Below are 25,305 nucleotides of genomic sequence, written 5' to 3' on the forward strand. Positions count from 1 at the left end.
TGCGGTGGCTCATTCGCCGAGCGCATCGAGATCGCCCATCACGCGGCGCTCCAGGATGTCGCTGGCACGGCTCAGGTGGGCGTGCATGTGCTTGGCGGCGACTTCGAGCTTGTTCTCCTCGACTGCGTCGAGGATCTGCAAATGCTCGCGGCACGACTTGCGCAGCAGGTCGATGTTCACGAGCGGGTAGTCCGACAGATCGGAGATGCGGCGCAGCCGGTTCTGCTGCTTCACCGCATCGAGGATGAAGCGGTTGCCCGAGGCGCTGGCCAGCAGTTCGTGGAACTGCGCGTTGGCCTCGAAGAATTCCATCCACGAATGGCGCGAGGCGTGCGTGAGCAAGGTCTGCTGCTGTTCGCGGCAGGCCAGCAGCCGCTCGTGCTCAACCTTGAAGCCGGGCTCGCGCAGCGACGCGCATTCCACCACCAGGCGAAAGCGGTAGCTCTCGCGCTCGCTCTCGACCGAGTCGAGGGTTTCGGTGAACTCCCAGCGCTGGTAGTGGCGACCGCGCAGCACGCCGTCCTGCAGCAGCGTGGTCATCACGTTGCGCAGCAGCGGGCGCGGCACGCCGTAGGTCTGGGCCAGCTCGAGCTCGTTGACGCGCGTCGGCAGCTTGCCCGCGAGGCGGTCGCGCAGCACGCGGTAATAGAGCGTCTTCTCCTCGTCTTCCGGCATCTCGCGGCGCGCACGGTCGAGCGCCTCGCGGTCGGCCACCAGCGTGTAGCCGCGGTTGGGCACATGCGCCAGCAGCGCACGCTCGTGCAAGAGACGCAGCGCGGCGCGCACCGGCGTGCGCGAAATGCCGAGCCGGCCCGCCAGGTCGGTCTCGGTCATGTGGCGGCCGTTCTCATAACCGCCGGCCAGGGCCTGGTCGAGGATGTAGCGGCTCACGCGCTGGGTGAGCGGCGGGACCGACTTGTTGTCCATCTGCGTCTGCATCTGCTGCTGCGGGGCCATCCATGGGTCTCCGGAAACACGGGCTGGGTGCCGATCATCGCGGGTTCTTTGTATTTTTGGCTCCAAAAAACCATGTACATCTCGCGCCAAAAATACAATTTGGATTCCAAGATCGGCCCCACGCCGACCCGGACGACGGGTCGTTTCCCAAGGAGAAAAACACCGTGGCTTCCGCCGATACCCTGACAACGCCACCCGGTTCGCTCGACGCGTTCTGGATGCCCTTCACGCCCAACCGCAAGTTCAAGCAAGCGCCGCGCCTCATCGTCGGCAGCGAGGGCCTGTACTACGACCTGGCCGACGGCCGCCGCGTGCTCGACGCCATTGCCGGCCTGTGGTGCGTGAACGCCGGGCACCGCAACCCGCGGGTCAGCGCGGCGATGAAGGCGCAGATCGACGTGCTCGACTACGCCTCCAACTTCCAGATCGGCCACCCCGCCGCCTTCACGCTGGCACAGCGCCTCACGCAGATGGCGCCGGCCGGCATGGACCACGTGTTCTTCACCAACTCGGGTTCGGAGTCGGTCGACACCGCGCTGAAGATCGCGGTGGCCTACCACCGGGCGCGCGGCGACGCGGGCCGCTACCGGCTCATCGGGCGCGAGCGCTCGTACCACGGCGTGGGCTTCGGCGGCATTTCGGTGGGCGGCATCGGGCGCCAGCGCAGCACCTTCGGGCCGCTGCTCAACGGCGTGGACCACCTGCCGCACACGCTCGACCTGGCGCGCAACGCCTTCTCGCGCGGCGAGCCGGCGCACGGCATCGACAAGGCCGACGCGCTCGAAGCACTGGTCTCGCTGCACGACGCCTCGACCATCGCCGCCGTGATCGTCGAGCCCGTGGCCGGCTCCACCGGCGTGCTGCCGCCGCCGCGCGGCTACCTCAAGCGCCTGCGCGAAATTTGCGACAAGCACGGCATCCTGCTGATCTTCGACGAGGTCATCACTGGCTTCGGCCGCGTGGGCAGCAACTTCGCGTCCGACCTGTTCGGCGTGACGCCCGACCTCATCACCACCGCCAAGGGCCTGACCAACGGCGCCGTGCCGATGGGCGCTGTGCTCATGCGCGGCGCGGTGCACGACGCCTTCATGCAGGGCAGCGTGAGCGCGGTCGAGCTGTCGCACGGCTACACCTACTCGGGCCATCCGCTGGCCTGCGCCGCCGCCCTGGCCACGCTCGACGCCTACACCGAAGACGGCCTCATCGCCCGCGCCGCCGAGCTGTCGCCCTACTTCGAAGACGGCCTGCACAGCCTGCGCGGCCTGCCGGGCGTGATCGACGTGCGCAACGTCGGCCTGCTGGCGGGCATCGAGCTGCAAGGCTGGGCCTCGGGCCCCGGCACGCATGCGCAGGCGGTGGCGCAACATTGCCTGGACGAAAGCGGCGTGCTGGTGCGCTCGGTGGGCGACACCATTGCGCTGTCGCCGCCGTTCACGCTGGAGCGCCGGCACATCGACCAGATCATCGACAGCCTGCGCGCCGCCATCGCGCAGACCGCACAAGCCACCGACACGGCAGCCTGACCGCCTCACGCTGCACGCACCGACACACAAGACAAGCCCCGGAGACAAGACACACCATGGACATCGAATCGTTCCCCCTCTACGACATCGAAGGCGACGCACAGCAGCGCGGGCGCCAGTACGGCCGCGCCGCCGGCGACCGCATCGACCTGAGCCTGCGCACCTACCGCGCCGCCTTCGAGCGCGTGGGCCTGAACTGGGAGCGCACGCGCGCGCTGGCACGCCGCTTCATGCCGATGGTCGAGGCCTTCGACGCCGGCATGCTGCGCGAGATCGAGGGCGTGGCCGAAGGCGCAGGCGTGCCGGCCGAGGACATCGTGGCGCTCAACGCGCGCAGCGAAATGCTCTACGCCTTCCAGCAGCTCGAAGCCACCGAGCCGCCCGACGGCTGCACCGGCGTGGTCGTCATGCCTTCGGCCGCGCGCGACGGCAAGCTGATCCACGCGCAGAACTGGGACTGGCGCGTCGAGAGCCTCGAACTCGGCGTGGTGCTGCGCATCCAGCCCGACGAAGGCCCGGCCATGCTCACCTTCGCCGAGGCCGGCACGCTGGCGCGCGCGGGACTCAACAGCGCGGGCATCGCCGTCACCGGCAACTTCATCAAGGCCGACAACGACGGCAAGCAGCAAGGCGTGCCGCTGGCGCTGATCCGCCGCGGCATCCTGCAGTCGACGCTGTACGCCAACGCGCTGGGCGTGGTGTGCCGCAGCGCGCGCTCGATCTCCAACAACATGATCATCACGCACGCCGAGGGCGAGGCCGTGAGCCTGGAGACCTGCCCCGAGCAGGTGTTCTGGCAGCAGCCCGAAGGCGGCATCCTGGTGCACGCCAACCACTTCAAGACCCCGGCGGCACTGGCGCGCGTGGTCGACCGCAGCTTGGAGACCACGCCCGATTCGCTCTACCGCGACCGCCGCGTGACCGAGGCGCTGCACAACAAACGCGCGGCAGGTTTGCTCACAGAGCAGGACGTTCTCGATGCGCTGCAAGACCGCTTCGGCGCGCCGCGCGCCGTGTGCCGCAGCCCGAGCGCGGGCCCCGGCGGAGCGTCGTCGGCCACCGTGGCGACCATCGTCATGGACCCGGCGGCACGAAAGATGCGCATCGCGCCGGCGCCCTTCAAGGCGCACCGCTTCACCGAGTATTCCCTCTGATCCGCCCGCCCCGCCCAGCCATCGCCAGGAGTGTTGCCATGAACCTGCCCACGCCCCCGTCCCTCCCTCCCGCTGCGCGCGTCGCTGCCGCACTGGCCCTCGGCCTCGGCATGGCCGCCAGCGCGGCCTTTGCCCAAGCGCCCGTCGGCGCCGGCCAGACGATGCGGATCCAGATCAACTCCGACATCCGCTCCACCGACCCCGGCGGCAACCGCGACGACAACACCGACAACGTGCTCACCCACGTCGTCGAAGGCCTGGTCGCGCTGCGCGAAGACACCTCGGTCGGTCCGATGCTCGCGAGCAAGGTCGACACCTCGGCCGACGGCCTGACCTACACCTTCACCCTGCGCGACGGCGTGAAGTTCCAGAACGGCGCGGTGCTCACCGCCGACGACGTGGTGTGGAGCTGGCAGCGCTACCTCAAGCCCAACAGCGGCTGGCGCTGCCTGCCCGAGTTCGACGGCAAGGGCATGACCAAGGTGCTTGCGGTGGAAGCGCCCACGCCGAAGACGGTGGTGTTCAAGATCGAGCGCCCGAGCGCGCTGTTTCTCACCATGATGGCGCGCCCCGACTGCGGCGGCGCCGCCATCGTGCACCGCAGCTCGCTCGGCGCCGACGGCCAGTGGAAGGAGCCCGTGGGCACCGGCCCCTACAAGATCAAGGAGTGGAAGCGCGGCCAGTACATCGAGCTCACGCGCTTCGACAGCTACAGCGCGCGCCCCGAAGCGCGCGACGGCCTCACGGGCGGCAAGAAGGCCGAGATCGAGAACCTGCGCTTCGTCGTCATCCCCGACTCGGCCGCGGCCAAGGCCGCGCTCTACAGCGGCGGCATCGACGCCTTCATCAGCCCCAGCCCCGCCGACGTGGTCGAGATGCGCGGTCGCAGCGACGTGCGCGTCGACACCACGCCGGTGATGACCATGGTCGCGCTGCTCTTGCAGACCACCGACCCGCTGCTGAAAGACGTGCGCATTCGCCGCGCGCTGGCACTGGCGCTCGACACGCCCGAGATCGCCAAGTCGGTCACCGAGGGCCTCTCGGCCGTCAACAACTCGGTCGTGCCTTCGTCGAGCCCGTTCTACAGCGCCGTGCAGGCCGGCGGCTACAAGCGCGACATCGCCGGTGCAAAGAAGCTGCTGGCCGAAGCCGGCTACCGCGGCCAGCCGATCAAGCTCGTGGCCAACAAGCGCTACGAGGCGCTGTACTCGGCCGCCGTGCTGGTGCAGGCCATGGCCTCCGAGGCCGGCATCAACGTCGAACTGGAAGTGCTCGACTGGGCTACGCAGCTCGACCGCTACACCAAGGGCCAGTACCAGAGCATGGCCTTCGTGTACTCGGCGCGCATCGACCCCTCGCTCAACTACGAGATGGTCACCGGCGACAAGGCCGCGCAGCCGCGCAAGGTGTGGGACAACGCCGCCGCGCAGACCCGGCTCACCGAGAGCATGGTCTCGCGCGACAAGGCGCGCCGCCAGGTGCTGTTCGACGAGCTGCACAAGCAGATGCTGCAGGACGTGCCGATGGTCGTGCTCTTCAACGCCAGCGACGCCACCGCCATGCGCAAGAGCGTGACCGGCTTCAAGGGCTGGGCGCCGGCCAAGCCGCGGTTCTGGAACGTCCGGCTCGACGCGCGCGGCTGACGGGGCGCCGCCGCCATGCTTGCCTACCTCTTGCGCCGGATCGCCATGACGGTCCCGACACTGCTGCTGGTGTCGATCGCCGTCTTCACGCTCATGCGGCTGATTCCGGGCGACCCGGTGCAGCTCATGCTCGGCGAAGGCGCCGACCCCGCGCAGCTCGAACTCGCACGCCAGCAGATGGGGCTGGACCAGCCCCTGGTCACCCAGTACTTCGTGTGGCTGCGCCACGCGCTCACCGGCGACCTGGGCGTGTCGACCACCAACGGCCTGGCCGTGCTGCCGCTGATCTGGGAGCGCTTTCACGTGAGCGCCGTGATTGTGCTCACCGCCGTGGCGCTGGCCTCGCTGATCGCCGTGCCCGCCGGCCTCATCGCCGCCTGGCGCAAAGACCGGCCGACCGACCTCGCCATCATCGGCGCGGCCACGCTGATGCTGTCGGTGCCGAGCTTCTGGCTCGGCCTGCTGCTGTTGATGTTCTTCGGCCAGTACCTGCACTGGCTGCCGGTGGTGGGCTACGTGCCCATGTCGGAAGACTTCTCGCAGGGCCTGCTGTACGTCATCTTGCCGATCGTCACGCTGGTGCTGGTCGAGACCGGCGTGCTCACGCGCATGTCGCGCGCCAGCACCATCGAGGTGCTGCGGCTCGAATACGTGACGCACGCACGCGCCAAGGGCGTGCCCGAGTCGCAGGTGCTGCGCCGCCACGTGCTGCCCAACGCCTTCAACCCCACGCTCACCATGATCGGCCTCATCCTGGGCCATCTGCTGAGCGGCATCGCGGTGCTCGAAACGGTGTTCACCCTGCCCGGCCTGGGCCGCCTGATGATCGATTCGATCTTCGCGCGCGACTACCCGGTGCTGCAGGGCTGCCTGCTGTTCACGGCCTGCATCTACGTGGTCATCAACCTGATCGTGGACATGTGCTATCCCCTCTTCGATCCCCGGGTGTCGGTGCAGTGAAAAAGATCAAGACCCATACCCTCGTAGGCGGCGTGCTCATCGGCGTGCTGCTGGTGCTGGCCGTGGTGGCCGCGCTGTGGACGCCCTACAACCCGCTGGGCATCGACCTGCGCGGCAAGCTGCAGCCGCCATCGATGGCGCACTGGCTGGGCACCGACGAGTTCGGGCGCGACGTGGCCAGCCGCGCCATGCGCGCGGCCTCCACCAGCTGCCTCATCGCACTGCTCACCGTGGCGCTGGCCACCGCCATCGGCCTCGTCATCGGCGTGGTCGCCGGCTTCGTGCGCGGCTGGACCGACCGCGTGCTCATGGCCTTCAACGACACGCTGCTGGCCTTTCCAGGCCTGCTGCTGGCGCTGGGCGTGATGGTGATCGTGGGCGCCAACCAGTGGGGCATCGTGCTCGCGCTGAGCATGGCCTACGCGCCCTCGGTGGTGCGCGTGGTGCGCGGCACCGTGCTGTCGCTGCGCGAGCGCGAATACGTCGAGGCCTCGCGCATGATCGGCAACGGCGAGATCTACACCATGTGGCGCCACATCCTGCCCAACTGCGTGGCGCCCGTCGCCGTGCTGGCCACCAGCATGTTCGGCTGGGTGCTGCTGTCGGAAAGCGCCCTGAGCTTCCTCGGCCTGGGCGTGCCGCCGCCCGCCCCCACCTGGGGCAACATGCTTTCCAGCGCGCGCCCCTACATGGCCTCGGCCGTGTGGCTGTGCCTGGTACCGGGCCTGTGCATCGCGCTCACGCTGCTGGGCATCAACCTCTTGGGCGAATCGCTGCGCGACCGGCTCGATCCGCGCACGGAGAAGTCATGACCCATTCCTCTACTTCCGCAGCGCCCGTGCTCTCGGTGCGGCACCTGAAGATCGACCTGCACGGCGGCGCCCAGACGCTGGTGCACGACCTCTCGTTCGACGTGCGCCCCGGCGAGTTCCTTGCCGTGGTCGGCGAATCGGGCAGCGGCAAGACCATGGCCGCGCGCGCCATCCTGCAGCTGCTGCCGCCCGGCATCGCGCAAAGCGGCGGGCAGATCGTGTTCGACGGCGAAGACCTGAGCACGCGCGACGTGAAAGCCATGCGCCCCATCCGCGGGCCTGGCATCGGCATGGTGTTCCAGGAGCCGATGGTCTCGCTCAACCCAGTGCACCGCATCGGCGAGCAGATGGCCGAGGGCCTGCGCATGCACACCAAGCTGTCGGCCGCCGAGATTCGCGCGCACTGCCTCGACATGCTGCGGCGCGTGCAGATCGCCGACCCCGAGCGCTGCATGCACGCCTACCCGCACGAATTCTCGGGCGGCATGCGCCAGCGCATCATGCTGGCCAGCGTGATGCTGCTCAAGCCGCGCCTGCTGATTGCCGACGAGCCGACCACCGCGCTCGACACGCTGAGCCAGCGCGAAGTGCTCGACCTCATGGTCGGCCTCGCGAAGGACCAGAGCACGGCCGTGCTGCTCATCACGCACAACCTCGGGCTGGTCGGGCGCTATGCGCAGCGCGCCATCGTGCTGGAAAAAGGCCGAATGGTGGAGACGGGCGACGTGCCCGCCATCCTCGTCGACCCGAAGCAGCCTTACACCCGCAAGCTGGTCGACGCCCTGCCGCGTCGCCAGGCCGCGAAGCCGGCCCCGACGGCGCTGCAGCAGCCGCTGGTGCAGGTGCGCGGCCTGTGCGTGAGCTTCCCCGGCCCGCGCGCCGGCTTCTTCAAGCGCCATGCGCCGGTGCAGATCATCGACCAGCTCGACCTGGACATCCATCCCGGCGAGATGGTTGCGCTGGTGGGCGGCAGCGGCTCGGGCAAGACCACGCTGGGCCGCGCCATCCTGCGGCTGGCGCCATCGCATGCGGGGCAGATCCTGTTTCGCGGCGACGACGTGCGCAGTGCCGACCGCGCCGCGCTGCACCGCTTCCGCCTCGCCTGCCAGCTCGTGTTTCAAGACCCGTTCTCGTCGCTCGACCCGCGCATGCGCGTGCAGGAGATCGTGGCCGAGCCGCTGCGCCACCTGCCCGCGCTCGATGCCGCCGCGCGTGTGAAGCGCGTGCACGAAACGCTCGACGAAGTCGGCCTGGACGGCCTGGGTGCGCGCTACCCGCACGAGCTCTCGGGCGGCCAGCGCCAGCGTGTGGCGATCGCGCGCGCGCTGGTGCGCCGGCCCGCGTTCGTGGTGGCCGACGAGCCCGTGTCCGCGCTCGACATGACCATCCAGGCGCAGGTGCTGCGCCTCTTTCAGAGCCTGCAGGCGCACCACGGCTTTGCGTGCCTGTTCATCAGCCACGACCTCGCGGCCGTCGAGCAGATCGCCGACCGCGTGGTCGTGATGGAGCGCGGTCGCATCGTCGAGCAAGGCCCGCGCGACGCCGTGTTCGACCAGCCGAGCCATGCGTACACGCAGGCGCTGCTCGCAGCCACGCCACGGCCGCTGGCGTCGCTGGCCGAATCTGTCTCCCGCCCTTCCGAGAAAGTGTTTGCGTGACCGCCTCCTCCTTGCCCGCGACCTGGCTGAACCCCACCGCCCCGCCCCCGCTCGATCCGCAGATCGTCGAGTTCATGCGCCTCATGGCGGCCGAGGGCGGCCGCTACCCGAAGCGCCACACCATCCCGATCGCCGAAGGCCGCGCGAATGCCGAGAAGGTGCGCGCGCCATGGACCGAAGGCGGCCCGACGATGGCACGCACGGTCGAACAGCAGGTGCCCACGCGCCACGGCAACGTGGGCATCCGCGTGCACTACCCCGAGACGCGCACGCTGCAGGGCGCGCTGGTCTACATCCACGGCGGCGGCTTCGTGCTGTTCAGCCTCGACACCCACGACCGCGTGATGCGCGAGTACGCGGGCCGCGCGGGCATCGCCGTCATCGGCATCGACTACACGCGGGCGCCCGAGGCGCAGTTTCCGCAGCCGCACGACGAATGCGTCGACGTGATGCGCTGGCTCGCGGTGAATGCGGGCGCGCTCGACATCGATCCCGTGCAGCTCTTCATCGGCGGCGACTCGGCGGGTGCCAACCTGTCGGTGGGCGCCTGCCTCGTGCTGCGCGACGCGGGCGAAGCGCTGCCGCTGGGCATGCTGCTGAATTACGGCGCCTACAGCACCGAGCTGTACCGCGAATCGGTCGTGCGCTACGGCGCGGGCGAGTACGGCCTGTCGCTGCACATGATGGTGTGGTTCTACGGCCTGTACTTGCGCCGGCCCGAAGACGCTTGCGACCCGCGCCTGGCCAGCCTCACGGCCCGGCTCGAGGGCCTGCCGCCCGCGTGCCTGGCGATCACCGAGTGCGACCCGCTGCACGACGACAGCGTGCTCATGGCCGCGCGCCTGCGCGAGGCCGGCGTGGCCGTGACCGATGTGCTCTACCCCGGCACCATCCACGGTTTTCTCGAAGCCGTGTCCATCGCCGACGTGGCGGGCCGCGCCTTCGACGACGCTGCCCGCTGGATGCACGCGCTGGCCGCGCGCTGAAGCCTTCGCCATGTACACGCCCACACCGTACATCGAAGACGACCTCGCGACGCTGCACGCCGGCATCCGCGCGTGGAGCTTCGGCACGCTCATCACCGTGGGACCGGTGGGCGCCAGCGCCACGCACCTGCCCTTTCTGCTCGACGCGCAAGACGACGGCCCCGGCCTGCTCACCACGCACCTGTCGAAGAAGAACCCGCAGTTCGACGAACTGCGCGCGGGCGCCGAGGTGCTGGCCATCTTTCAGGGGCCGCATGCTTTCATCACGCCCAGCTGGTACGTGAAGCAGAGCACCTTCCCGACCTGGAACTACACCGCGATCCACGCGCGCGGCACACCCCGCGTGATCGAAGAGCGCACGGCCATCCATGCCGTGCTGCGCCGCACCGTCGCGCTGTACGACACGCCACTGGGCGGCAACTGGGACTTCGACGCCATGCCCTTCGACTTCGTGGCGCCGCGCCTGGACATGATCGCGGCGGTCGAGATTCCGGTGCGCGTGCTCGAAGGCAAGTTCAAGCTCAACCAGGACCGTTCAGAAGACGACCGCACGGGCGTGATTGCCGCGCTGGAGCGGCTGGGCGATGCGCAGGGCGTGGCCGTGGCCGGGCTCATGCGGCAGCAGATGACGTCGACGGTGGCGGGCTGAATCGCGGCGGCACAATCGTCCGCGTGCCACGCCTACTTCACCTCCTCATCGCCGGCCTCGCGCTCGCGTCCTCGTTCGCCCACGCGGCCGACCCGGTACTGCTCGTCACCTCGCCCGTTGCGCTGCAAGCTGCCGAGAAAGCCGGCGCCGGTTTCGGCCACTGGTTCGACGTGCCCTCTGCTGCGAGCGGCATCGCCACCAATCAAGCACTCACACGCTCGCCCGCCTGGCAATCGATCGCCGATCCGCTGAAGGGCAGCCTCGCCGCCCTGCAGCGCCGCGACCCGCAAGCCGGCGTCGGCATTGCGCGCTACCCGCACCGGATCTTCGACGCGCGCTGGCTTGCCAGCCCCGACGCTTTCTTCGAACTGGTCGGCGTCGCCAACCGCATGGACCGCCGCCCCTTCCAGCCCGGCGCCTGCGGCGAGACACGGCTCGTGTACCGGCTGGCGTACCGCTCGGCCGCGATGCAGTCGCGCCTGCCGATGACCGTCGCCGTCGAGCTGCGCGGCGATGCGCCCGATGCCGACGGCAGCTGCGCCAGCGCCGCGCGGCGCTGGCAGCCGCCGCAGGCAGCCATGAAGGACGAAGCCCTCGGCCGCTGGCTCGTGTCGGCCGACGGCCCGCTCGCGCCGCAGCAACTCGCGCAAGCCCGCATCGCGCAGGTGACGACCAACCTGCAGAGCGTGCGCTGGCCCTCGGCCGTGCGGCCCGACCTCGGCGGCCATGCCGAATATTTGCTGCGCGCCTTCCGCTGGAACGCGGGCACGCAGCGCTTCGACGCAGGCCCGTTGGAGAACACGCCCGACATTGCGAAGCTCAAGGCCGACGCCCCGCTGCGCAAGGCGCTGCTGCAATGGCTGCAGCAACCCGACACACTGCGCGCGCTCGACACCGCCACCGTGCGCATCCCCGATCGCTTTCTGGCGACCGAGTCTGTCTCCGTCGCACCGCGCGGCCTCGAGCGATTGGCGAACCGCCCCTTCGAACAGCTGTTCGCGCCCGGCGACTGGCAGCCCGTGCCCGGCAGCCGCACGCTGCAGTCACCGCAGGCCGTGCTGCGCCGGCTCGACGACCTGAGCTGCGCGGGTTGCCACCAGAGCCGCGCAGTCGCGGGCTTTCACCTGCTGGGCGTAGACCGGCGCGGCGCCTCGCGCACCTTCACGACCGGCAATGCACTCGCGTTGCCACACTCGCCGCACCTGCAAGATGAGTTGGCCCGGCGCGAACGCTATGTGAAGGCGGCGCTGACAACGCCCGTGCCCGACCCGTTCCGCCCGCTGGCCGCGCCGGACGACGCGAACGACGCGCCTGAAAAAGCCACCGTGGGCGCGAGCTGCGAGCCCACGCGCATCACCGCATCGGCCGACCCGTGGCGTGATCGCGCGCAGAAGCTGCCGCGCACCATGGCCACGACCTGCGAGGGTGCAGATTCGGTCTGCGAGAAGACATCCGTCGGCTTCCCTGGTGGCATGTGCTCGGGCCGCTGCGATCCGAAAGACCCGAACGGCACCTGCGGGGGCATCGCCATCCTCGGCGACTTCAACCAGTGTCTGGCGGCGAAGCAACCGTTTGGCGATTGCCTGAGCAAGCACACGCGGCCGGGCAACCTGCGCAGCTGCTCGGCGCAGAAGCCTTGCCGCGAGGACTACATCTGCGCGCAGGCGGAGGGCCAACCCGAAGGACGTGGCGCGTGCATTCCGCCGTACTTCCTCTTCCAGATGCGGGTGGACGGGCATTCGTGAAGGGGGCTCCCCCCGTACGGCTCCCGAATGAATGACTCCCTCTCCCGCTTGCGGGAGAGCGTTGGGGTGAAGGTGAGCGGCGATGAAGGCCGCGCGATGTTGTCAGGTCCCCCTGGCTGGCGGACCAGGGAGCCATTGCTGGCGCCAGATGAGAGGGCCGACCGCGAAAAATACCAAGTTCTGGGGATACCGACAGACACTCTTTTTAACAATGATTGACATTTAGAAACCCCCTGCAGACCCGTCGGCAGGGGGCTTCTTTTTGTTGAGTCATACAACCATAAAGAGGAGTCAAGATGCGTTTCAGTCAAGCAAGTTCGGTCGCGCGAATCGGCGCCGTGGCCGGTGCGGTCATGTTAGTGGCATCGTGCGGCGGGGGTGGAGGTGGTGGTACTTTTCTGCCGATGGTCGCACCGCCCCCTCCGGCGACAGTGCCGCCCGTCGTGAACCATTCCATCGGCGGCACGGTCACCGGCCTTGAAGGCCGCCTGGTGCTGCAAAACAATGCCGGCGACGACCTCCAGCTGTCGGCCGATGGCAAGTTCACCTTTGCAACGACCCTGGCCGAGGGCTCGGACTACAAGGTCAGCATCCGTACGCAACCCCTGTGGCAGTTCTGCACCGTCACCCAGGACACCGGCAAAGCCTCGGCCGACGTGAGCGACGTGACAGTGGCCTGCTCGGCCGCCGCCGCCAAGGTCGAGACGTTCGCCGGCGGCACCCCGGGCGCCGCCGACGGCAAGGGTACGGCCGCATCGTTCTTGCTGCCTTACGGCATCGCCCCCACCAAGGATGGTGGTCTGCTCATCGGTGACTGGGGAAACAATTTCGTGCGCAAGATTTCGCCCGAGGCCGACGTCATTACGATTGCCGGCGACGGCCCCAACCCACCGTTCGTAGACCTCGCCGGCCTCACCGTGGATGCGACCGACACCGCCTTCGTCGCGGACGCCCAAGGCCATCGAATCTTCAGGGTCACGCCGACGGGCAATGTGAGCCTGGTGGCGGGCAATGGCACGAAGACCACGACCGATGGCAACGGAGCCGGCGCCACCTTCAACGCGCCCACGTCGGTGGCCGTGGATGCTGCCGGCAATCTGTACGTTCTGGAGTATGACGGCGGCGTCGTTCGCAAGATCGACCCGGCCCTCAATGTCACCACGCTGGCCGGCAGCAGCCCGCGGGGCTTTGCCAACGGCACGGGAACCGCCGCGAAATTCGGGCGCGGCTACGGCATTGCCATCGATGCGTCAGGCAACCTCTACGTCGCCGACAGCAGCAACCATCGAATTCGCAAGGTCACCCCCACCGGGGTGGTCACGACATTTGCAGGGACGGGGACGCCCGGCGCCACCGATGGCCCCTGGGACTCCGCGACCTTCTCCGATCCCCGCGGCGTGGCTGTCGATGCGCACGGCAATGTCTACGTGGCCGATTTCGGGACCAGCCTGTTGCGCAGGATCACACCGGCAGGGGTGGTCTCCACGCTCGCCGGCCAAGAGGGTACTCCGGGTAGGCAAGACGGCATCGGCAAGGCTGCCACGTTCAATCAGCCGCAAGGGCTCACGATCAATGCAGCGGGCACGCTGTATGTCGCCGACACCTTCGGCAATGTGATCCGCAAGGTCACGCCGGTTCGGGCGCCCTGAGGCGCGCTGCGGCGACGTGCGCCGAGCGCGTCGCCGCATCAGCCGCCGTCTGCGGCGGTGAGCGGCGATGGAGGCCGCGCGATGTTGTCAGGCCCCTGCCCTCACTCCCCCTCGTACCACCTGTCCTTCGCCAGCATCACCCGGTGATGCCCACACCCCGACGGCATCATCGGGAAGCAGTTCTCCTGCGCCGCCACCTGCACGTCGAGAAAGAACGGCCCCTTGCTCGCCAGGCATTCGGCCAGCGCCTCTTCCAGCTCCGCCGGGTCGGACACGCGCCGCGCCCCCCAGCCGAAGGCCTTGGCCAGCGCCACGAAATCAGGCAGCGCCTCGTTCCAGCTGTGGCTCAGTCGGTTGCCGTGGTTCAGCTCCTGCCACTGGCGCACCATGCCCATGTAGCCGTTGTTGCTCAGCACCAGCTTCACCGGGGTGCGATGCTGCATGGCAGTCGACAACTCCTGGATGTTCATCAGCACCGAGGCGTCGCCGCTCACGCACACCGTGAGCGCGTCGGGGTGCGCGATCTGCGCGCCGATGGCCGCGGGCAGCCCATAGCCCATGGTGCCGGCGCCGCCCGAGGTGAGCCAGTGGCGCGGGCTGTCGAAGCGCAGGTACTGCGCGGCCCACATCTGGTGCTGGCCCACGTCGGTCGAAACGATCGCATCGCGGCCCGCGATGGCCCGCTGCAGCGACGACATGAGCTGCTGCGGCAGGATTTCTTCGGTCGACGGCGTGAAGGCCAAGCAGTCTTCGGCGCGCCAGCGCTCGATGCGCGCCCACCACGGCGCCAGCCGCTCGGGCGCAAAGTCTTCGGGCAGCAGCCCCAGCAGCGCTTCGACGATGGCACCGCAGTCGCCCACCATCGGCACGTCGACGTGCACCACCTTGTTGATGCTGCCAGGGTCGATGTCGATGTGGATCTTGCGGGCGTGCGGACAGAACTCGTCGAGCTTGCCCGTCACGCGGTCGTCGAAACGCGCGCCCACGCACACCACCAGGTCCGCCTCGTGCATCGCGAGGTTGGCTTCGAGCATGCCGTGCATGCCCAGCATGCCGACGAACTTCGGGTCGGACGCGGGGAACGCGCCCAGCCCCATCAGCGTGAGCGTGCACGGCGCGTGCAGCCGGTGCACGAGTTGCGTGAACGCCTCGCAGGCCGCCGGCCCCGAGTTGATGAGCCCGCCGCCGCCGTAGAGCACCGGCCGGCGCGCGGTCGAGATCAGGTCGGCGGCGCGCTGCAGCATCGCCCGCGGCGGCAGCGGCGCGCGGCCCGTGCGCAGGGCGCGCAGCGGTGCTGGCGCGGTGCCGTGCGTGAGGCGCATGAGCTGGATGTCCTTCGGCACGTCGAGCAGCACCGGGCCGGGGCGGCCGGTGGTGGCGATGTCGAGCGCGCGGCGCACCAGCGCGGGCACGTCGTCGGCCGCGCGCACCTGGCGGTTCCACTTGGTCACCGGGCGCGACATGCCCAGCGCGTCGCTTTCCTGGAACGCCTGCGTGCCGATCACCGCCGTCGACACCTGCCCGCTGATGCACAGCACCGGCACCGAATCGCTCATCGCGTCGAGCAGCCCCGTGATCGTGTTGCCCACGCCCGGCCCCGACGTGACCAGCACCACGCCCACGCGGCCCGTGCTGCGCGCATAGCCCTCGGCCGCATGCACCGCCGCCTGTTCGTGGCGCACCAGCACGTGGCGCAGCCGGGGTTCGCCGTGCAGCGCGTCGTACAGCGGCAGCGCCGCGCCGCCGGGGTAACCGAAGATCGTGTCGACGCCGCACGCGACCAGCGTGTCGAGCAGCGCTTCGGCGCCGTTGCGCACGCGGAGTGGGGTCTCGGTCTCGGGCAGGGCCGGCGAGAGGGAGGGCGAGGATGTGGGGGGAAGGTCGAGCAGTCGCATGCCGTCAATTCTTCCGCTCTTGAGGCAGAATTTGCTTCTTTCTTTTGGCTGTTTAAGCTCGAAACATGAAAACCAATCGCCAAACCCCATCAGACAGCGAAGGATCTTTCGACAAGACCGATCTGGCGATCTTGCGGGTGCTGCTGCTCGACTCGCGCAAGACCCTGCAGGAGATCGGCAACGAGGTCGGCCTGTCGCCCACCAGCTGCTGGACGCGCATCAAGAAACTCGAGGCCTCGGGCGTCATCAAGCGCTACACCGTCGACATCGACCCGGCCAAGCTCGGGTACCACGACTCGGTCATCGTGCAGGTCACCCTCGAAAGCCACACCGACGAAACCCTGTACGACTTCGGCCGCACCCTCGCCACCATTCCCGAGATCCAGGAGGCCTACCTCGTGTCGGGCGACTACGACTACTACATCCGCATCGCCGTGCGCGACACGCGCGACTACGAGCGACTGCTGCGCGAAAAGCTCTACAAGATTCCCGGCATTCGCCACAGCAAGTCGCACTTCGTGCTGCGCGTGCTGAAGGAAGCGACCGTGCCGCTGATCTGACGGCGCCCTGCTCTTCTCTATCTGCCCGCCACGTCACTTATCCGCGCGATTCGAGACTTACTGGCGCATTCGGCCCACCAGCGGGTGCCGCGCTTCTCTACAGTGGATGCCCCTGTCATCCGACACCCCGCTATGTGGGCAAGGAAGGCAGGACCGCTTCGCCTCGCGGCGGGTCATCGATGCGGCAATGCGCATCGGTGCGAACGCGAGGCACAAAAGGCGACGGCCGGGGTGTGTCAGCACCCCAGCCGTCTAACCACAAGTCGTGCAATCACTTTAGAAAGCAAGCACACCAAATGGCTACTTCAACTATAGCCCGGCCTCGCACGCCGGTATCCCCCGACACCGCCTGCGGGCCCACCCCGTCGGACCTCCTCGAAAACAAACTCGCGCAACTGAACTCGCTGCTGTGGTGCTGCCATGGCGACGGCAACCGCTGGTTTGAAGATGCGGGGCCGGAACACCTGGACAACGTGCTGTGGATTGCGGCGGAGCTGGCGCGGGATGCGATGGGGTTGTTTCAGGCGTGTGGGGTGGGGAGAGCGGCGCAGGGGTGATGCGCGCGATTGCCAGCCGGCGATCGCAAACCAGGGACGGCGCGCGTGCAGCCATGCGTCATTTCGCTTGGCAGCCCTGCCATCGAAAGTGCCCCTCCCCGCCGCCTCTTGCCCCCGGGAAACGCTCCCCGTGCGAGACAATCTGGCGATGGATCAATTCAGCGCATCGAAGCCGATGGTTGGGCCAAGGAAAGCGTGGAGCAACTGGCGGCCTACATCGCCCAGCGTGAGCCGGGTCGGCGCGGCTTTTCAGCCCAGAACCTGTGGCGCATGCGGCAGTTTTTTCAGGCTTATTCACCGGGGTCAAAACTCTCAACACTGTTGAGAGAAATTCCGTGGTCCTCGCACTTGCACGTTCTCGACCGTACCAAGCACGAGGAGGAGCGCGAGTTCTACCTGCGCGTGCCCTCTCCCAGACCGGGCGCTTGAGCAGTAGAACCGCACTCAAAGACCCGGTCGCCGACGACCGGCCTTTCATTGAAGCCAACCCATCTCGATGAGATCGACTTCGAAACATCGAACGCTGATTGTCCTGAGCGGACTGCCCGGCACAGGCAAGACCACCATCGCGCGCGAACTCGTGGCGCGCGTCCCGTCCGTCTACCTGCGCATCGACGCTATCGAGCACGCGCTGAAAACTGCGAGCGGGAGCGCTGAAGACGTGGGCCCAGCGGGCTACATCGTGGCCTACGAGCTGGCCAAGTCCAACCTCGCACTTGGCATGTCCGTGATCGCCGATTGCGTCAACCCGCTGTCGGTCACGCGCCAAGCATGGCGCACCGTGGCGGCGGAGACCTCGTCGCATTTGGTCGAGGTTGAAGTCGTGTGCTCCGACGTTGCGGAACACCGCAGGCGTGTGGAGAGCCGGGAAGCCGACATTGCGGGCTTTGCGCTGCCGAGCTGGGAGGCTGTGCTTCGGCATGACTACGAGGCTTGGGGCACGGAGCGCTTGGTGGTTGATTCGGCGCTTGTCAGTGCGGGTGAGGCGGCGGACTTGATCTGGCGGCACGTGCGTGAGCGGTAAATCGATGCGCTCACGTTTCATCGATGCCTTCCTGGGTGCCATCGACTCGGACTCGAGTTTGCGTTCGATGCCATCGCAAGCTCAGTCCCTCCGCTCTTAACCAGAAGGTGATTTTTTGATCTCGGTACACCCAGCGAAATCGGATGAGTGGAAGACCTATCGGGACATGCGTCTGCGGGCGTTGCTCGACTCCCCAGACGCCTTCGGAAGCACGCATGAAGCAGAGTCCACGAAAACCGATGCGATGTGGTCCGCTCGAATTGCCGCGGCTGCTTCGTCCGGGAAGGATCGTGTCCTTTTCGCGTTCAATCGCGACGACGCCTGCGGTCTGATCTGGTGCAAGTTGTCCAGCGATGAACCGGCTGTCGCCGACCTTTTCCAGATGTGGATCGATCCCGCATCGCGAGGAATGGGGGCCGGTCGTGCTTTGCTCAACGAGGCGGTTTCTTGGGCCGAGAGCGTTGGCGTGAACCGCGTTCGCTTGGGTGTCACTGCCGGAGATACGCCGGCGATGCGCCTGTACGCAGCTTGCGGCTTCCGCCCCGATGGTGCGTTGGAGCCGCTGCGGGAACACTCGCATCTGACGGTGCAGCCGATGAGCCTTGCACTCGGGCCTGTTGGACCGACGGACTGACTTCCGCCATCGACCGCCTTGCCCTCGTTTAAGCTCAACCGACAAAACTCTCTCTGAGGTTTCGCCATGCTCCAAATGCGCCCCGGATGTGAATGCTGCAACCGAGACTTGCCGCCGGATTCAGCCGATGCCCGGATCTGTTCTTTCGAGTGCACGTTCTGCAGTGAATGCGCAAGTGGACGCCTCGCAGGCACATGCCCGAACTGCGGCGGGGAGTTGCTTCCGCGTCCGTCGCGGCCGGCTGCCACGCTTGAGAAGTTTCCGGGGTCGACTACGCGGGTGTTCAAGCCGGAAGGTTGCGCAGCGGCATCGTGAAGCGCCTAGCCAGATTCGTCTCACCGACGACTGCCAGTGGCCAGGAAGAACAGACGTTGATGGCTACGTCGCGAGGCCCTCAAAAACTGTTCGAACAGGATCCTTCCATCAAAGTCCGAGCGGGAGAAATCATGGAATGGTCGCCGATTTCTGCCAGTGAGCTTGAAGCCTTGGTAGAACTCCAACTCTCAGAGTGCACGCTGACGGAGCGGGAAATTTTTGCGCAGTACCGCATTCCATTTCGTCTCGCGGCTATCGAGCGCTCAGGTGAATGCGAGACCGTTTTCATTGTTGCGATGAACCGCACCGTCGCCATGTACTTCGAGGATGTAGAAGAAGGATTCAACCTTTCTTCACTGCGCTCGGATGGTTCGATTGCGCAGCCTGGGTGGCAGCAGTGGAGTCTTCAAGAGGCGCTCAATAATCTTGTCCTTCCACAGCCTGAATAGGGCGGGACGCGGCCAGAACCGAATATTCCAGCCAGCTATCGAATCATGAAATTTGAAGGTCAGAATTTTTCCACTTTGACCGCGCCTTCCGACCGTGTACTGGAAAGCAGGCTTCTCGCGCTTCGTAGCTACGGTCGGCATTCGTTTGCCTCGCTGACCGACGATCAGGGCAACTACCTTCAAGTGGCTGGCGGCGGCGTCACGTGCATGGTTGAACGCTTCGACGCTTTATCTTCGACCATGGTGCGTGCATTCCACGACAAGCCAAGCCCGATATTTCCCGATGGCACCATGCTCGCTTTCGGCGCTGGGGAACTGAGGTTGATGTCCGATAAATGGTTTCAGGCCAACGCCGTCGTAGCGATTTTTCTCTGCTTCAAGCACTGTCGAAAATATCCCGTCAACGTTCACTGGCGCCCGGCACTCTCCCTTGGTGCCTCCGCAACTCAGCTCGCTAGCGACTCTCCCCAATGACACGTTTCTCCAGCGCCCGAGGCCTGCTCGAACAAGTGGCTTCGCGATACCGCGCCATGGACTCCTATGCTGATTCGGGCTTCGTCCAAGAGCTGGATCGGCCGAAGTCTTCGCCGATGTCATTCGAGACAGCTTTTTCGGCGGCCTGCAGACTTCAAATTTCGCTTCAGCAGCCCGCATCCCTACAGGCCGAAACAGCACTTGATCTCACGCTCGCAAGTTGGCTTGGACTCGGGGAATCCGTACTACTGGAGCCAGCACTACAACTCGCCCGCGGAACTGGAACAGGAGGAATCTCTCCTCATGGCAGTTGCTGGCGCAACCGGCGTGTCCAGGGGGTCCGCTTTCACCATCTGGTCTCTCCTGTTCCGCGAAGAAGGTGATGGCCTGTTTTCGACCCTCGCGCGGCCACGCTTTCGCAAATTTGCATGCGTCGATGGTGTGAGGTGTCATCGGGTGACCGCCATACACCGAGGTTTTCGTCAAATCGATATCTATATCGGCGTCGATGACCTCTTGCTCAGGGGATGGGTGAATAGATTGGGGCGGTTCCCACATGCAGAGATGCGTACGAATATCAAAGTGGGACTCGAGTTCAGCACCTCCGATTTCTCGGTAGTGAATGCGGCCATCGCGTCTACGAACTAAGTTTCGGTTCCGAGCGACCCGGCGACGTCAAACCAAAGGTACTAGTTGGCTCAGCGTGCGATCAGGCGACCAGGAGCACAGACCCGTCTTCTCTGTGGCGGGTCGACCTGATCGCCTTACCATCCCTGATTTTTCCGACCACACCCCATGCATCAATCACTCGGCCTCATCTCCCTGGTGGTCCTCGACTACGACAAGGCGCTCGAATTCTTCGTCGGCACACTGGGCTTCGAGCTCGTCGAAGACACGCCCGTGCCTGCGCAAGGAAAGCGATGGGTCGTGGTCAGGCCTCAGGGCGGATCAGGGGCGAGCCTGCTCCTGGCGCAAGCGTCAACGCCGGAACAGCAACGCGCCGTCGGCGATCAGGCCGGAGGTCGCGTCCTCCTCTTCCTGTACACGGACGACTTCTGGCGCGACTATGAAAAGTACAAGGCCGCAGGCGTGGAGTTCGTTCGCCCGCCGGAAGAACAGCCGCACGGGGTCGTGGCTGTGTTCAAAGACCTGTACGGGAACATGTGGGACCTGATCCAGCCCAATGCCAGCAACAGGAGCTGGCAACAGTAAGGTGACATCGCCTGCCCTCGTGGCGCATGGCAATGCCTGGCGACATGGATAGGTAAGAATCCGGCCAGCACCGATCACGTCGATGCCGCTTCAGCAACCGGCCTTCGGGCCTTGCACGAACCGCACTCTCAACCTAAGAAAGAGCCGCTCATGACCGAGACCGCCAAGGTAAAAGGACCCGCCTCGTACTTCCCCTCCATCGAGAAGAACTACGGCCAGCCGATTTCGCATTGGATGGACATTCTTCAGGCTGCAGGACCTCTGAAGCACATGGAGCTTGTGAGCCAACTCAAGACCCAGCACAAGATGGGTCATGGGCATGCGAATGCGTTGGTTGCGGCGTTTCTTGCGAAGAAGTAACACTGGCCCTACCGCTCCTCAATGACACCCCAGAAGCAGCAGCTCGAACAGCATTTGGAGGATCGTGATCTTGTCTCGATCTACCGGACGGGCATCGACGATTCGCAAATCCAGGGCTTCGTGCTGGCGGTCTCGTCAGAACTGGTCCTGATTCAGTACGTCTACGACTTCCGACTGGACGGCCTGATGGCACTCAGAACCGAGGACATCACGCAGGTGGAATTGACGGCCACCAACAGCCTTCAGAAGCAGCTGATCTTCGAGGAAGGCTTGGGAGTGCAGGTTCCCTTTGAATTCGAGTTCGACGTGCGCAGTTGGCGCACATTGATTGCGCAGCTGACCTTGCGTCAAGCGCTGATGATCGTGGAATGCGAGGCCGGCGAACTCAACGAGTTCTTGATCGGGCGGATTGTTCAGATCGAAGGCGATTCGCTGCAAATCGAGCATTTCACGGGGGCCGGCAACTGGGCAGACACACCCTCCGTGGTGAGCTACGGAGACATCACGTGCTGCCAGGTCGGCAACAACTACGCGAATGTCTATCAGCGCCACTTCGAGCGCCTTGCGGGCGCCCTTCACTGAAGGTCCCCGCCTGGCATGCGCCTCACCCCGAGCCAGGAGATGGTATGGACGCCTCCCCCTAACTGAGCGATTGCGAGCGCTGGGGATGTGGGCAAGGAAGGGGGGCCTCGCAGTCAACGGCATCGAGTGCCAAAGTGGAAGTTCGATCTACCCACTTACAGACGGAGGCCCCGAAATGGATCGTACGACGTATGGCTTGGACATTGCAAAGAACGTGATGCAGCTTCATTGGGTCAATAGCGAGACGGGCGAGATCGGGCGCAGGAAGCTCGGTCGGGCCAAGCTGAGCGAGTTCTTCGCCCAGTTGCAGCCGGCACGCGTGGCGATGGAGGCGTGCGGCAGCGCGCACCACTGGGCGTGCGAGTTGGGTGCTCTGGGACATCAGGTGGAGTTGTTGCCGGCACGCCAGGTACGTGCATTTGTGCGCGGCAACAAAGACGACGCAGCCGATGCCCGAGCGATCTGGCTGGCCGCGCAGCACTCGGACATTCGCCGCGCACCGGTCAAGAGCAAGGAGCAGCAGGCGGTGATGTCGCTGCATCGAGTGCGCTCGCACTGGGTGAGCGTGCGCACGGCCACGCTCAACATGCTGCGAGGCTTGCTGTACGAATTTGGCGTGGTGCTGCCAGGCGGCAAGAAGGCCGGACTAAAGACGATCGCAGTCAAGCGCGCCGATATTGACGACAAGCTGCCGCCGTTGATGCGTGGGCTGGTCGACCTGCAGCTCGAAGCGCTCAAAGGAGTCGAGCGCAGCATCGATCAGCTCGAAACCGAGATCGCCGGGCAGCAGCGCCAGTTGGACAAGGCGCGCACGCTGCGCGAGGTGCCGGGCATCGGCGTGCTCGGTGCAACGGCGCTGGCCGCAACGCTGGTGACGCCAGCGGCTGGCGCTCGGGACGGGAGTTCGCAGCCAGCCTGGGGCTGGTGCCTGCGCACAGCGGCACGGGCGGCAAGACCCGCATCGGGCACCTGAGCAAGCGCGGCGACCCCTACCTGCGGACATTGCTCATCCACGGTGCGCGTGCGGTGATCACGCACGCCAAGGACATGCCCACGTGGCTGGAGGAACTGCTGCGACGCCGGCCGCTGAATGTGGCGGTGGTGGCGTTGGCCAACAAGATGGCTCGCACGGCCTGGGCGCTGGTGGCGCACGGGCGGGCGTACCAATCGGAGTGGAAAAGCACTCCACCAAGTGGCTGCGGCGCGCGAGCGCAGGCGGCTTAGCAACAACCTGAGACAACAACCACAGGAGTGGAAGCCGCAAAGAGTGCGTGAGTCGAGTCGATGAAGTGATGGTGAAGCGGTCGGACCGCGGGTCGGGTAAAGCTGAATGTTGTCTCGGGCAAGCCCTCGCGCGAAGCCCGCGATGGAGATGAGCACCGACCCCGCGCATGACCATCAAGGCCAGCGGGCGGACTTCGGTCCGATCTGCACAAACAGGCCGGATATAAGACCGCAGTCATTACCGCCAGCCGGAACTTCAAGAACTCGCTTGCCACACGGGAGGCGTCCATATAAGACACCATGCAGCTTCACACCGCCCGCATCTTCGTCAAAGACCTTGCCCTCGCCTCCCGCTTCTATGAAGAGACCCTCGGCCTGCCCCTGAAAGCCGACGGACGCGAACAAGGCTTTTGCGTGTTCGGCGCAGGTCCGATGAGTCTCGTGGTCGAACGTGTCGATGAAGATGCCCCAGCAGAAGACCAGGCCCTGGTGGGCCGCTTCACAGGCCTGTCTTTCGACGTGGAAGACATCCAGTCGAAGTACACCGAACTCTCGTCGCTCGGCGTCGCCTTCAGCGGCCTCCCCGAGCCGCAGTCATGGGGCGGCATCCTCGCCACATTGCGCGACCCCGCCGGCAACGAGCTTCAACTGGTGCAGCAGCCCCGAACGTAGCCATAGGTGCACAGTCGTCATACAATGAGAATAATTCTTATTTGGATGGCCTGGCCACCGCACTACGTTCGCCATGGCCGCCGATCCCGCTCTGCACCCGCACATCCACACGTTCTATAGCGAGCACCACGGGTGGTTGCAGGGCTGGTTGCGCAGGAAGCTCGGCAATGCCTTCGATGCGGCGGACCTGGCGCAAGACACCTTCCTGCGCATCCTCACCGCGCCAGACCACACGCCCGAGAAGCAGTGCGACTGGCAATTGCGCGAGCCGCGCGCCTACCTGACGGTGGTCGCCAAGCGGCTGCTGGCCAACCTGTACCGCCGGCGTTCGCTGGAGCAGGCCTACCTCGATGCGTTGAGCGCGTTGCCCGAGCCGCTGGCGCCCTCGCCCGAGCAGCAGGCGATCATTCTCGAAACCCTGCAGGAGATCGACGCGATGCTCGACGGCCTGGCGCCGCCGGTGCGCCAAGCCTTCCTGATGGCGCAGCTCGAAGGGTTGGGCTATGCCGAGATCGCGGCGAAGCTGGGCGTGAGCGAACGCACGGTCAAGCGCTACATGGCCGAGGCCATGGCCCGCTGCATCCTGCTGGTCGCGTGACGATGCAGCGCATGGCAGTCGTGGTCGACAAGGCGGTCGCCCTTCAGGCGGCGCAGTGGTTCTTCCTGATGCAATCGGGCGAGGCCACGGCGGCCGATCGCACGCGATGGACGCGCTGGCGCGCGGCCGACCCCGCGCACGAGGCGGCCTGGCAGCGCGCCGAGCAGGTGAGCGGCAAGTTCGGCAGGCTGCCGGGTGCACTGTCGATGCCGGTGTTGAGCCGCACGGTGCGAAGCGACCGTCGCGCGGCCGTCAAGGCACTCGCCGTGCTGCTGACCGCGGCGCCCGCCGGCTGGCTGGCGTGGCGCGCGTCGCCAGCGCGCGAATGGCTGGCCGACCACCGCACCGCCACCGGCGAACGCCGCGAGCTGCGTCTGGCCGACGGCACGCGCCTCCAGCTCAACACAGCGACCGCCGTCGACGTGGCCTACGGCGCCACGCAGCGCCTTGTGCGGCTGCATGCGGGCGAGATCCTCATCGAGACGGCACCTGATGCAGTGCCCTCCTCCGACCCCGGCTATCGCCCCTTCATCGTCGAGACCGCGCAGGGACGGCTGCGTGCGCTGGGCACGCGCTTCGCGGTCCGGCAGCATGCAGGCGATCGCAGCCACCTGACGGTGCTCGACGGCGCGGTCGAGATTCGTCCCGACGATGCGCGCAGCCTGACGGCGGTGGTGCGTGCCGGCGAGCAGGCCATGTTCTCCGCGAAGGCCGTTGGCGAGATCACGGCGGCAGAGATCGATGCCGACGACTGGTCGCGCGGTGTCTTGCGCGCCAGGAACATGCGGCTGCACGACTTCCTCGCCGAGCTGGGACGCTACCGGCCCGGCGTGCTGCGCTGCGATCCGGCCGTGGCCGACCTGCGCGTGTCGGGCGTGTTCCAGCTGCGCGACACGGGCCCGGTGCTCGACAGCCTGCCGCAGGCCTTGCCGGTGGACGTGCTCTTTCGCACGCGCTACTGGGTCACGGTGGTCGCGCCGGGCGGTTGAGGCATCGGGTGCTGCCGGCGATTT

Annotated in this window: 26 protein-coding genes and 1 pseudogene; 25 read left to right on the forward strand and 2 right to left on the reverse strand. The window is 66.6% G+C overall.

The features are described 5' to 3' along the window. Nucleotides 1–9 precede the first annotated feature (9 nt). On the reverse strand, nucleotides 10–957 hold the full coding sequence (locus IG196_RS18225; RefSeq protein WP_192192239.1) for a GntR family transcriptional regulator: 948 nt from the start codon (nucleotides 955–957) through the stop codon (nucleotides 10–12). Between the two features lie 164 nt (nucleotides 958–1,121). On the opposite strand from IG196_RS18225, the gene IG196_RS18230 reads away from it, so the two are divergent. The 10 genes from IG196_RS18230 to IG196_RS18275 all read left to right on the forward strand — a co-directional run bounded on the left by IG196_RS18230 (nucleotide 1,122) and on the right by IG196_RS18275 (nucleotide 13,736). Then, nucleotides 1,122–2,480, forward strand: coding sequence for an aspartate aminotransferase family protein (locus tag IG196_RS18230; protein WP_225616712.1), 1,359 nt, complete (start codon nucleotides 1,122–1,124; stop codon nucleotides 2,478–2,480). A gap of 56 nt (nucleotides 2,481–2,536) precedes the next feature. Further along, entirely contained in the window at nucleotides 2,537–3,634 is a 1,098-nt protein-coding gene (locus tag IG196_RS18235) for a C45 family autoproteolytic acyltransferase/hydolase (protein ID WP_192192240.1), read from the forward strand. Nucleotides 3,635–3,672: 38 nt separating this feature from the next. Continuing rightward, nucleotides 3,673–5,277 carry an ABC transporter substrate-binding protein gene (locus IG196_RS18240; RefSeq protein ID WP_192192241.1) on the forward strand — a complete coding sequence of 535 codons (1,605 nt, stop codon included), beginning with the start codon at nucleotides 3,673–3,675 and terminating at the stop codon, nucleotides 5,275–5,277. A gap of 15 nt (nucleotides 5,278–5,292) precedes the next feature. Next, nucleotides 5,293–6,237, forward strand: coding sequence for an ABC transporter permease (locus tag IG196_RS18245; protein WP_099790235.1), 945 nt, complete (start codon nucleotides 5,293–5,295; stop codon nucleotides 6,235–6,237). Continuing rightward, the gene (locus tag IG196_RS18250) at nucleotides 6,234–7,049 is read left to right on the forward strand and encodes an ABC transporter permease (RefSeq protein WP_225616713.1); all 816 of its coding nucleotides are present in this window, start codon (nucleotides 6,234–6,236) and stop codon (nucleotides 7,047–7,049) included. The genes IG196_RS18245 and IG196_RS18250 overlap by 4 nt, the downstream gene beginning before the upstream one ends. After that, on the forward strand, nucleotides 7,046–8,707 hold the full coding sequence (locus IG196_RS18255) for an ABC transporter ATP-binding protein (RefSeq protein ID WP_192192242.1): 1,662 nt from the start codon (nucleotides 7,046–7,048) through the stop codon (nucleotides 8,705–8,707). The genes IG196_RS18250 and IG196_RS18255 overlap by 4 nt, the downstream gene beginning before the upstream one ends. After that, a complete protein-coding gene (locus IG196_RS18260) occupies nucleotides 8,704–9,693 on the forward strand; it encodes an alpha/beta hydrolase fold domain-containing protein (protein WP_225616714.1) in 990 nt (329 codons plus the stop codon). Before IG196_RS18255 ends, IG196_RS18260 begins: the two co-directional genes overlap by 4 nt. A 10-nt stretch (nucleotides 9,694–9,703) precedes the next feature. Then, the gene (locus IG196_RS18265; RefSeq protein WP_192192243.1) at nucleotides 9,704–10,342 is read left to right on the forward strand and encodes an FMN-binding negative transcriptional regulator; all 639 of its coding nucleotides are present in this window, start codon (nucleotides 9,704–9,706) and stop codon (nucleotides 10,340–10,342) included. 23 nt (nucleotides 10,343–10,365) lie between these two features. Further along, a complete protein-coding gene (locus IG196_RS18270) occupies nucleotides 10,366–12,087 on the forward strand; it encodes a hypothetical protein (RefSeq protein WP_225616715.1) in 1,722 nt (573 codons plus the stop codon). 443 nt (nucleotides 12,088–12,530) lie between these two features. Beyond that, nucleotides 12,531–13,736, forward strand: a complete 1,206-nt coding sequence (locus IG196_RS18275; protein WP_192192244.1) for a hypothetical protein — start codon at nucleotides 12,531–12,533, stop codon at nucleotides 13,734–13,736. Nucleotides 13,737–13,837: 101 nt separating this feature from the next. On the opposite strand, the gene ilvB is transcribed toward IG196_RS18275, so the two are convergent. Continuing rightward, nucleotides 13,838–15,631, reverse strand: a complete 1,794-nt coding sequence (ilvB, locus tag IG196_RS18280; RefSeq protein ID WP_192192245.1) for a biosynthetic-type acetolactate synthase large subunit — start codon at nucleotides 15,629–15,631, stop codon at nucleotides 13,838–13,840. Between the two features lie 65 nt (nucleotides 15,632–15,696). Between ilvB and IG196_RS18285 the strand changes: the two genes are divergently transcribed. The 15 genes and pseudogenes from IG196_RS18285 (at nucleotide 15,697) to IG196_RS18355 (ending at nucleotide 25,281) form a co-directional block, all read left to right on the forward strand. Beyond that, nucleotides 15,697–16,191: an Lrp/AsnC family transcriptional regulator gene (locus tag IG196_RS18285; protein ID WP_192192246.1), complete on the forward strand. Its 495-nt coding sequence runs from the start codon at nucleotides 15,697–15,699 to the stop codon at nucleotides 16,189–16,191. Between the two features lie 296 nt (nucleotides 16,192–16,487). After that, the gene (locus tag IG196_RS18290; protein WP_192192247.1) at nucleotides 16,488–16,748 is read left to right on the forward strand and encodes a hypothetical protein; all 261 of its coding nucleotides are present in this window, start codon (nucleotides 16,488–16,490) and stop codon (nucleotides 16,746–16,748) included. A gap of 45 nt (nucleotides 16,749–16,793) precedes the next feature. Next, nucleotides 16,794–17,177, forward strand: coding sequence for a DUF1016 N-terminal domain-containing protein (locus IG196_RS18295; protein ID WP_225616716.1), 384 nt, complete (start codon nucleotides 16,794–16,796; stop codon nucleotides 17,175–17,177). Between the two features lie 67 nt (nucleotides 17,178–17,244). Further along, a complete protein-coding gene (locus tag IG196_RS18300) occupies nucleotides 17,245–17,772 on the forward strand; it encodes an AAA family ATPase (RefSeq protein WP_192192249.1) in 528 nt (175 codons plus the stop codon). 115 nt (nucleotides 17,773–17,887) lie between these two features. After that, nucleotides 17,888–18,406 carry a GNAT family N-acetyltransferase gene (locus tag IG196_RS18305; protein ID WP_192192250.1) on the forward strand — a complete coding sequence of 173 codons (519 nt, stop codon included), beginning with the start codon at nucleotides 17,888–17,890 and terminating at the stop codon, nucleotides 18,404–18,406. 66 nt (nucleotides 18,407–18,472) lie between these two features. Further along, on the forward strand, nucleotides 18,473–18,721 hold the full coding sequence (locus IG196_RS18310; RefSeq protein WP_192192251.1) for a DUF1272 domain-containing protein: 249 nt from the start codon (nucleotides 18,473–18,475) through the stop codon (nucleotides 18,719–18,721). Further along, the gene (locus IG196_RS18315) at nucleotides 18,718–19,170 is read left to right on the forward strand and encodes a hypothetical protein (protein WP_192192252.1); all 453 of its coding nucleotides are present in this window, start codon (nucleotides 18,718–18,720) and stop codon (nucleotides 19,168–19,170) included. Before IG196_RS18310 ends, IG196_RS18315 begins: the two co-directional genes overlap by 4 nt. Before the next feature lie 45 nt (nucleotides 19,171–19,215). After that, complete coding sequence (locus IG196_RS18320) at nucleotides 19,216–19,644, forward strand: hypothetical protein (RefSeq protein WP_192192253.1); 429 nt, start codon at nucleotides 19,216–19,218, stop codon at nucleotides 19,642–19,644. 795 nt (nucleotides 19,645–20,439) lie between these two features. Further along, complete coding sequence (locus IG196_RS18325; protein ID WP_192192254.1) at nucleotides 20,440–20,856, forward strand: VOC family protein; 417 nt, start codon at nucleotides 20,440–20,442, stop codon at nucleotides 20,854–20,856. A 150-nt stretch (nucleotides 20,857–21,006) separates the two neighbouring features. After that, entirely contained in the window at nucleotides 21,007–21,216 is a 210-nt protein-coding gene (locus tag IG196_RS18330) for a DUF4287 domain-containing protein (RefSeq protein WP_101489970.1), read from the forward strand. A 21-nt stretch (nucleotides 21,217–21,237) separates the two neighbouring features. After that, nucleotides 21,238–21,798: a hypothetical protein gene (locus tag IG196_RS18335; protein ID WP_192192255.1), complete on the forward strand. Its 561-nt coding sequence runs from the start codon at nucleotides 21,238–21,240 to the stop codon at nucleotides 21,796–21,798. Nucleotides 21,799–21,973: 175 nt separating this feature from the next. Next, nucleotides 21,974–23,022: pseudogene (locus tag IG196_RS18340) on the forward strand (IS110 family transposase). Nucleotides 23,023–23,322: 300 nt separating this feature from the next. Then, nucleotides 23,323–23,694 carry a VOC family protein gene (locus IG196_RS18345; protein ID WP_192192256.1) on the forward strand — a complete coding sequence of 124 codons (372 nt, stop codon included), beginning with the start codon at nucleotides 23,323–23,325 and terminating at the stop codon, nucleotides 23,692–23,694. Nucleotides 23,695–23,767: 73 nt separating this feature from the next. After that, on the forward strand, nucleotides 23,768–24,292 hold the full coding sequence (locus IG196_RS18350; RefSeq protein WP_192192257.1) for a sigma-70 family RNA polymerase sigma factor: 525 nt from the start codon (nucleotides 23,768–23,770) through the stop codon (nucleotides 24,290–24,292). Nucleotides 24,293–24,294: 2 nt separating this feature from the next. Then, nucleotides 24,295–25,281, forward strand: coding sequence for a FecR domain-containing protein (locus IG196_RS18355; protein ID WP_318646636.1), 987 nt, complete (start codon nucleotides 24,295–24,297; stop codon nucleotides 25,279–25,281). Nucleotides 25,282–25,305 lie beyond the last annotated feature (24 nt).

Source organism: Variovorax sp. 38R, assembly GCF_014843395.1.
GTDB classification, from domain to species: Bacteria; Pseudomonadota; Gammaproteobacteria; order Burkholderiales; family Burkholderiaceae_C; genus Variovorax; species Variovorax paradoxus_H.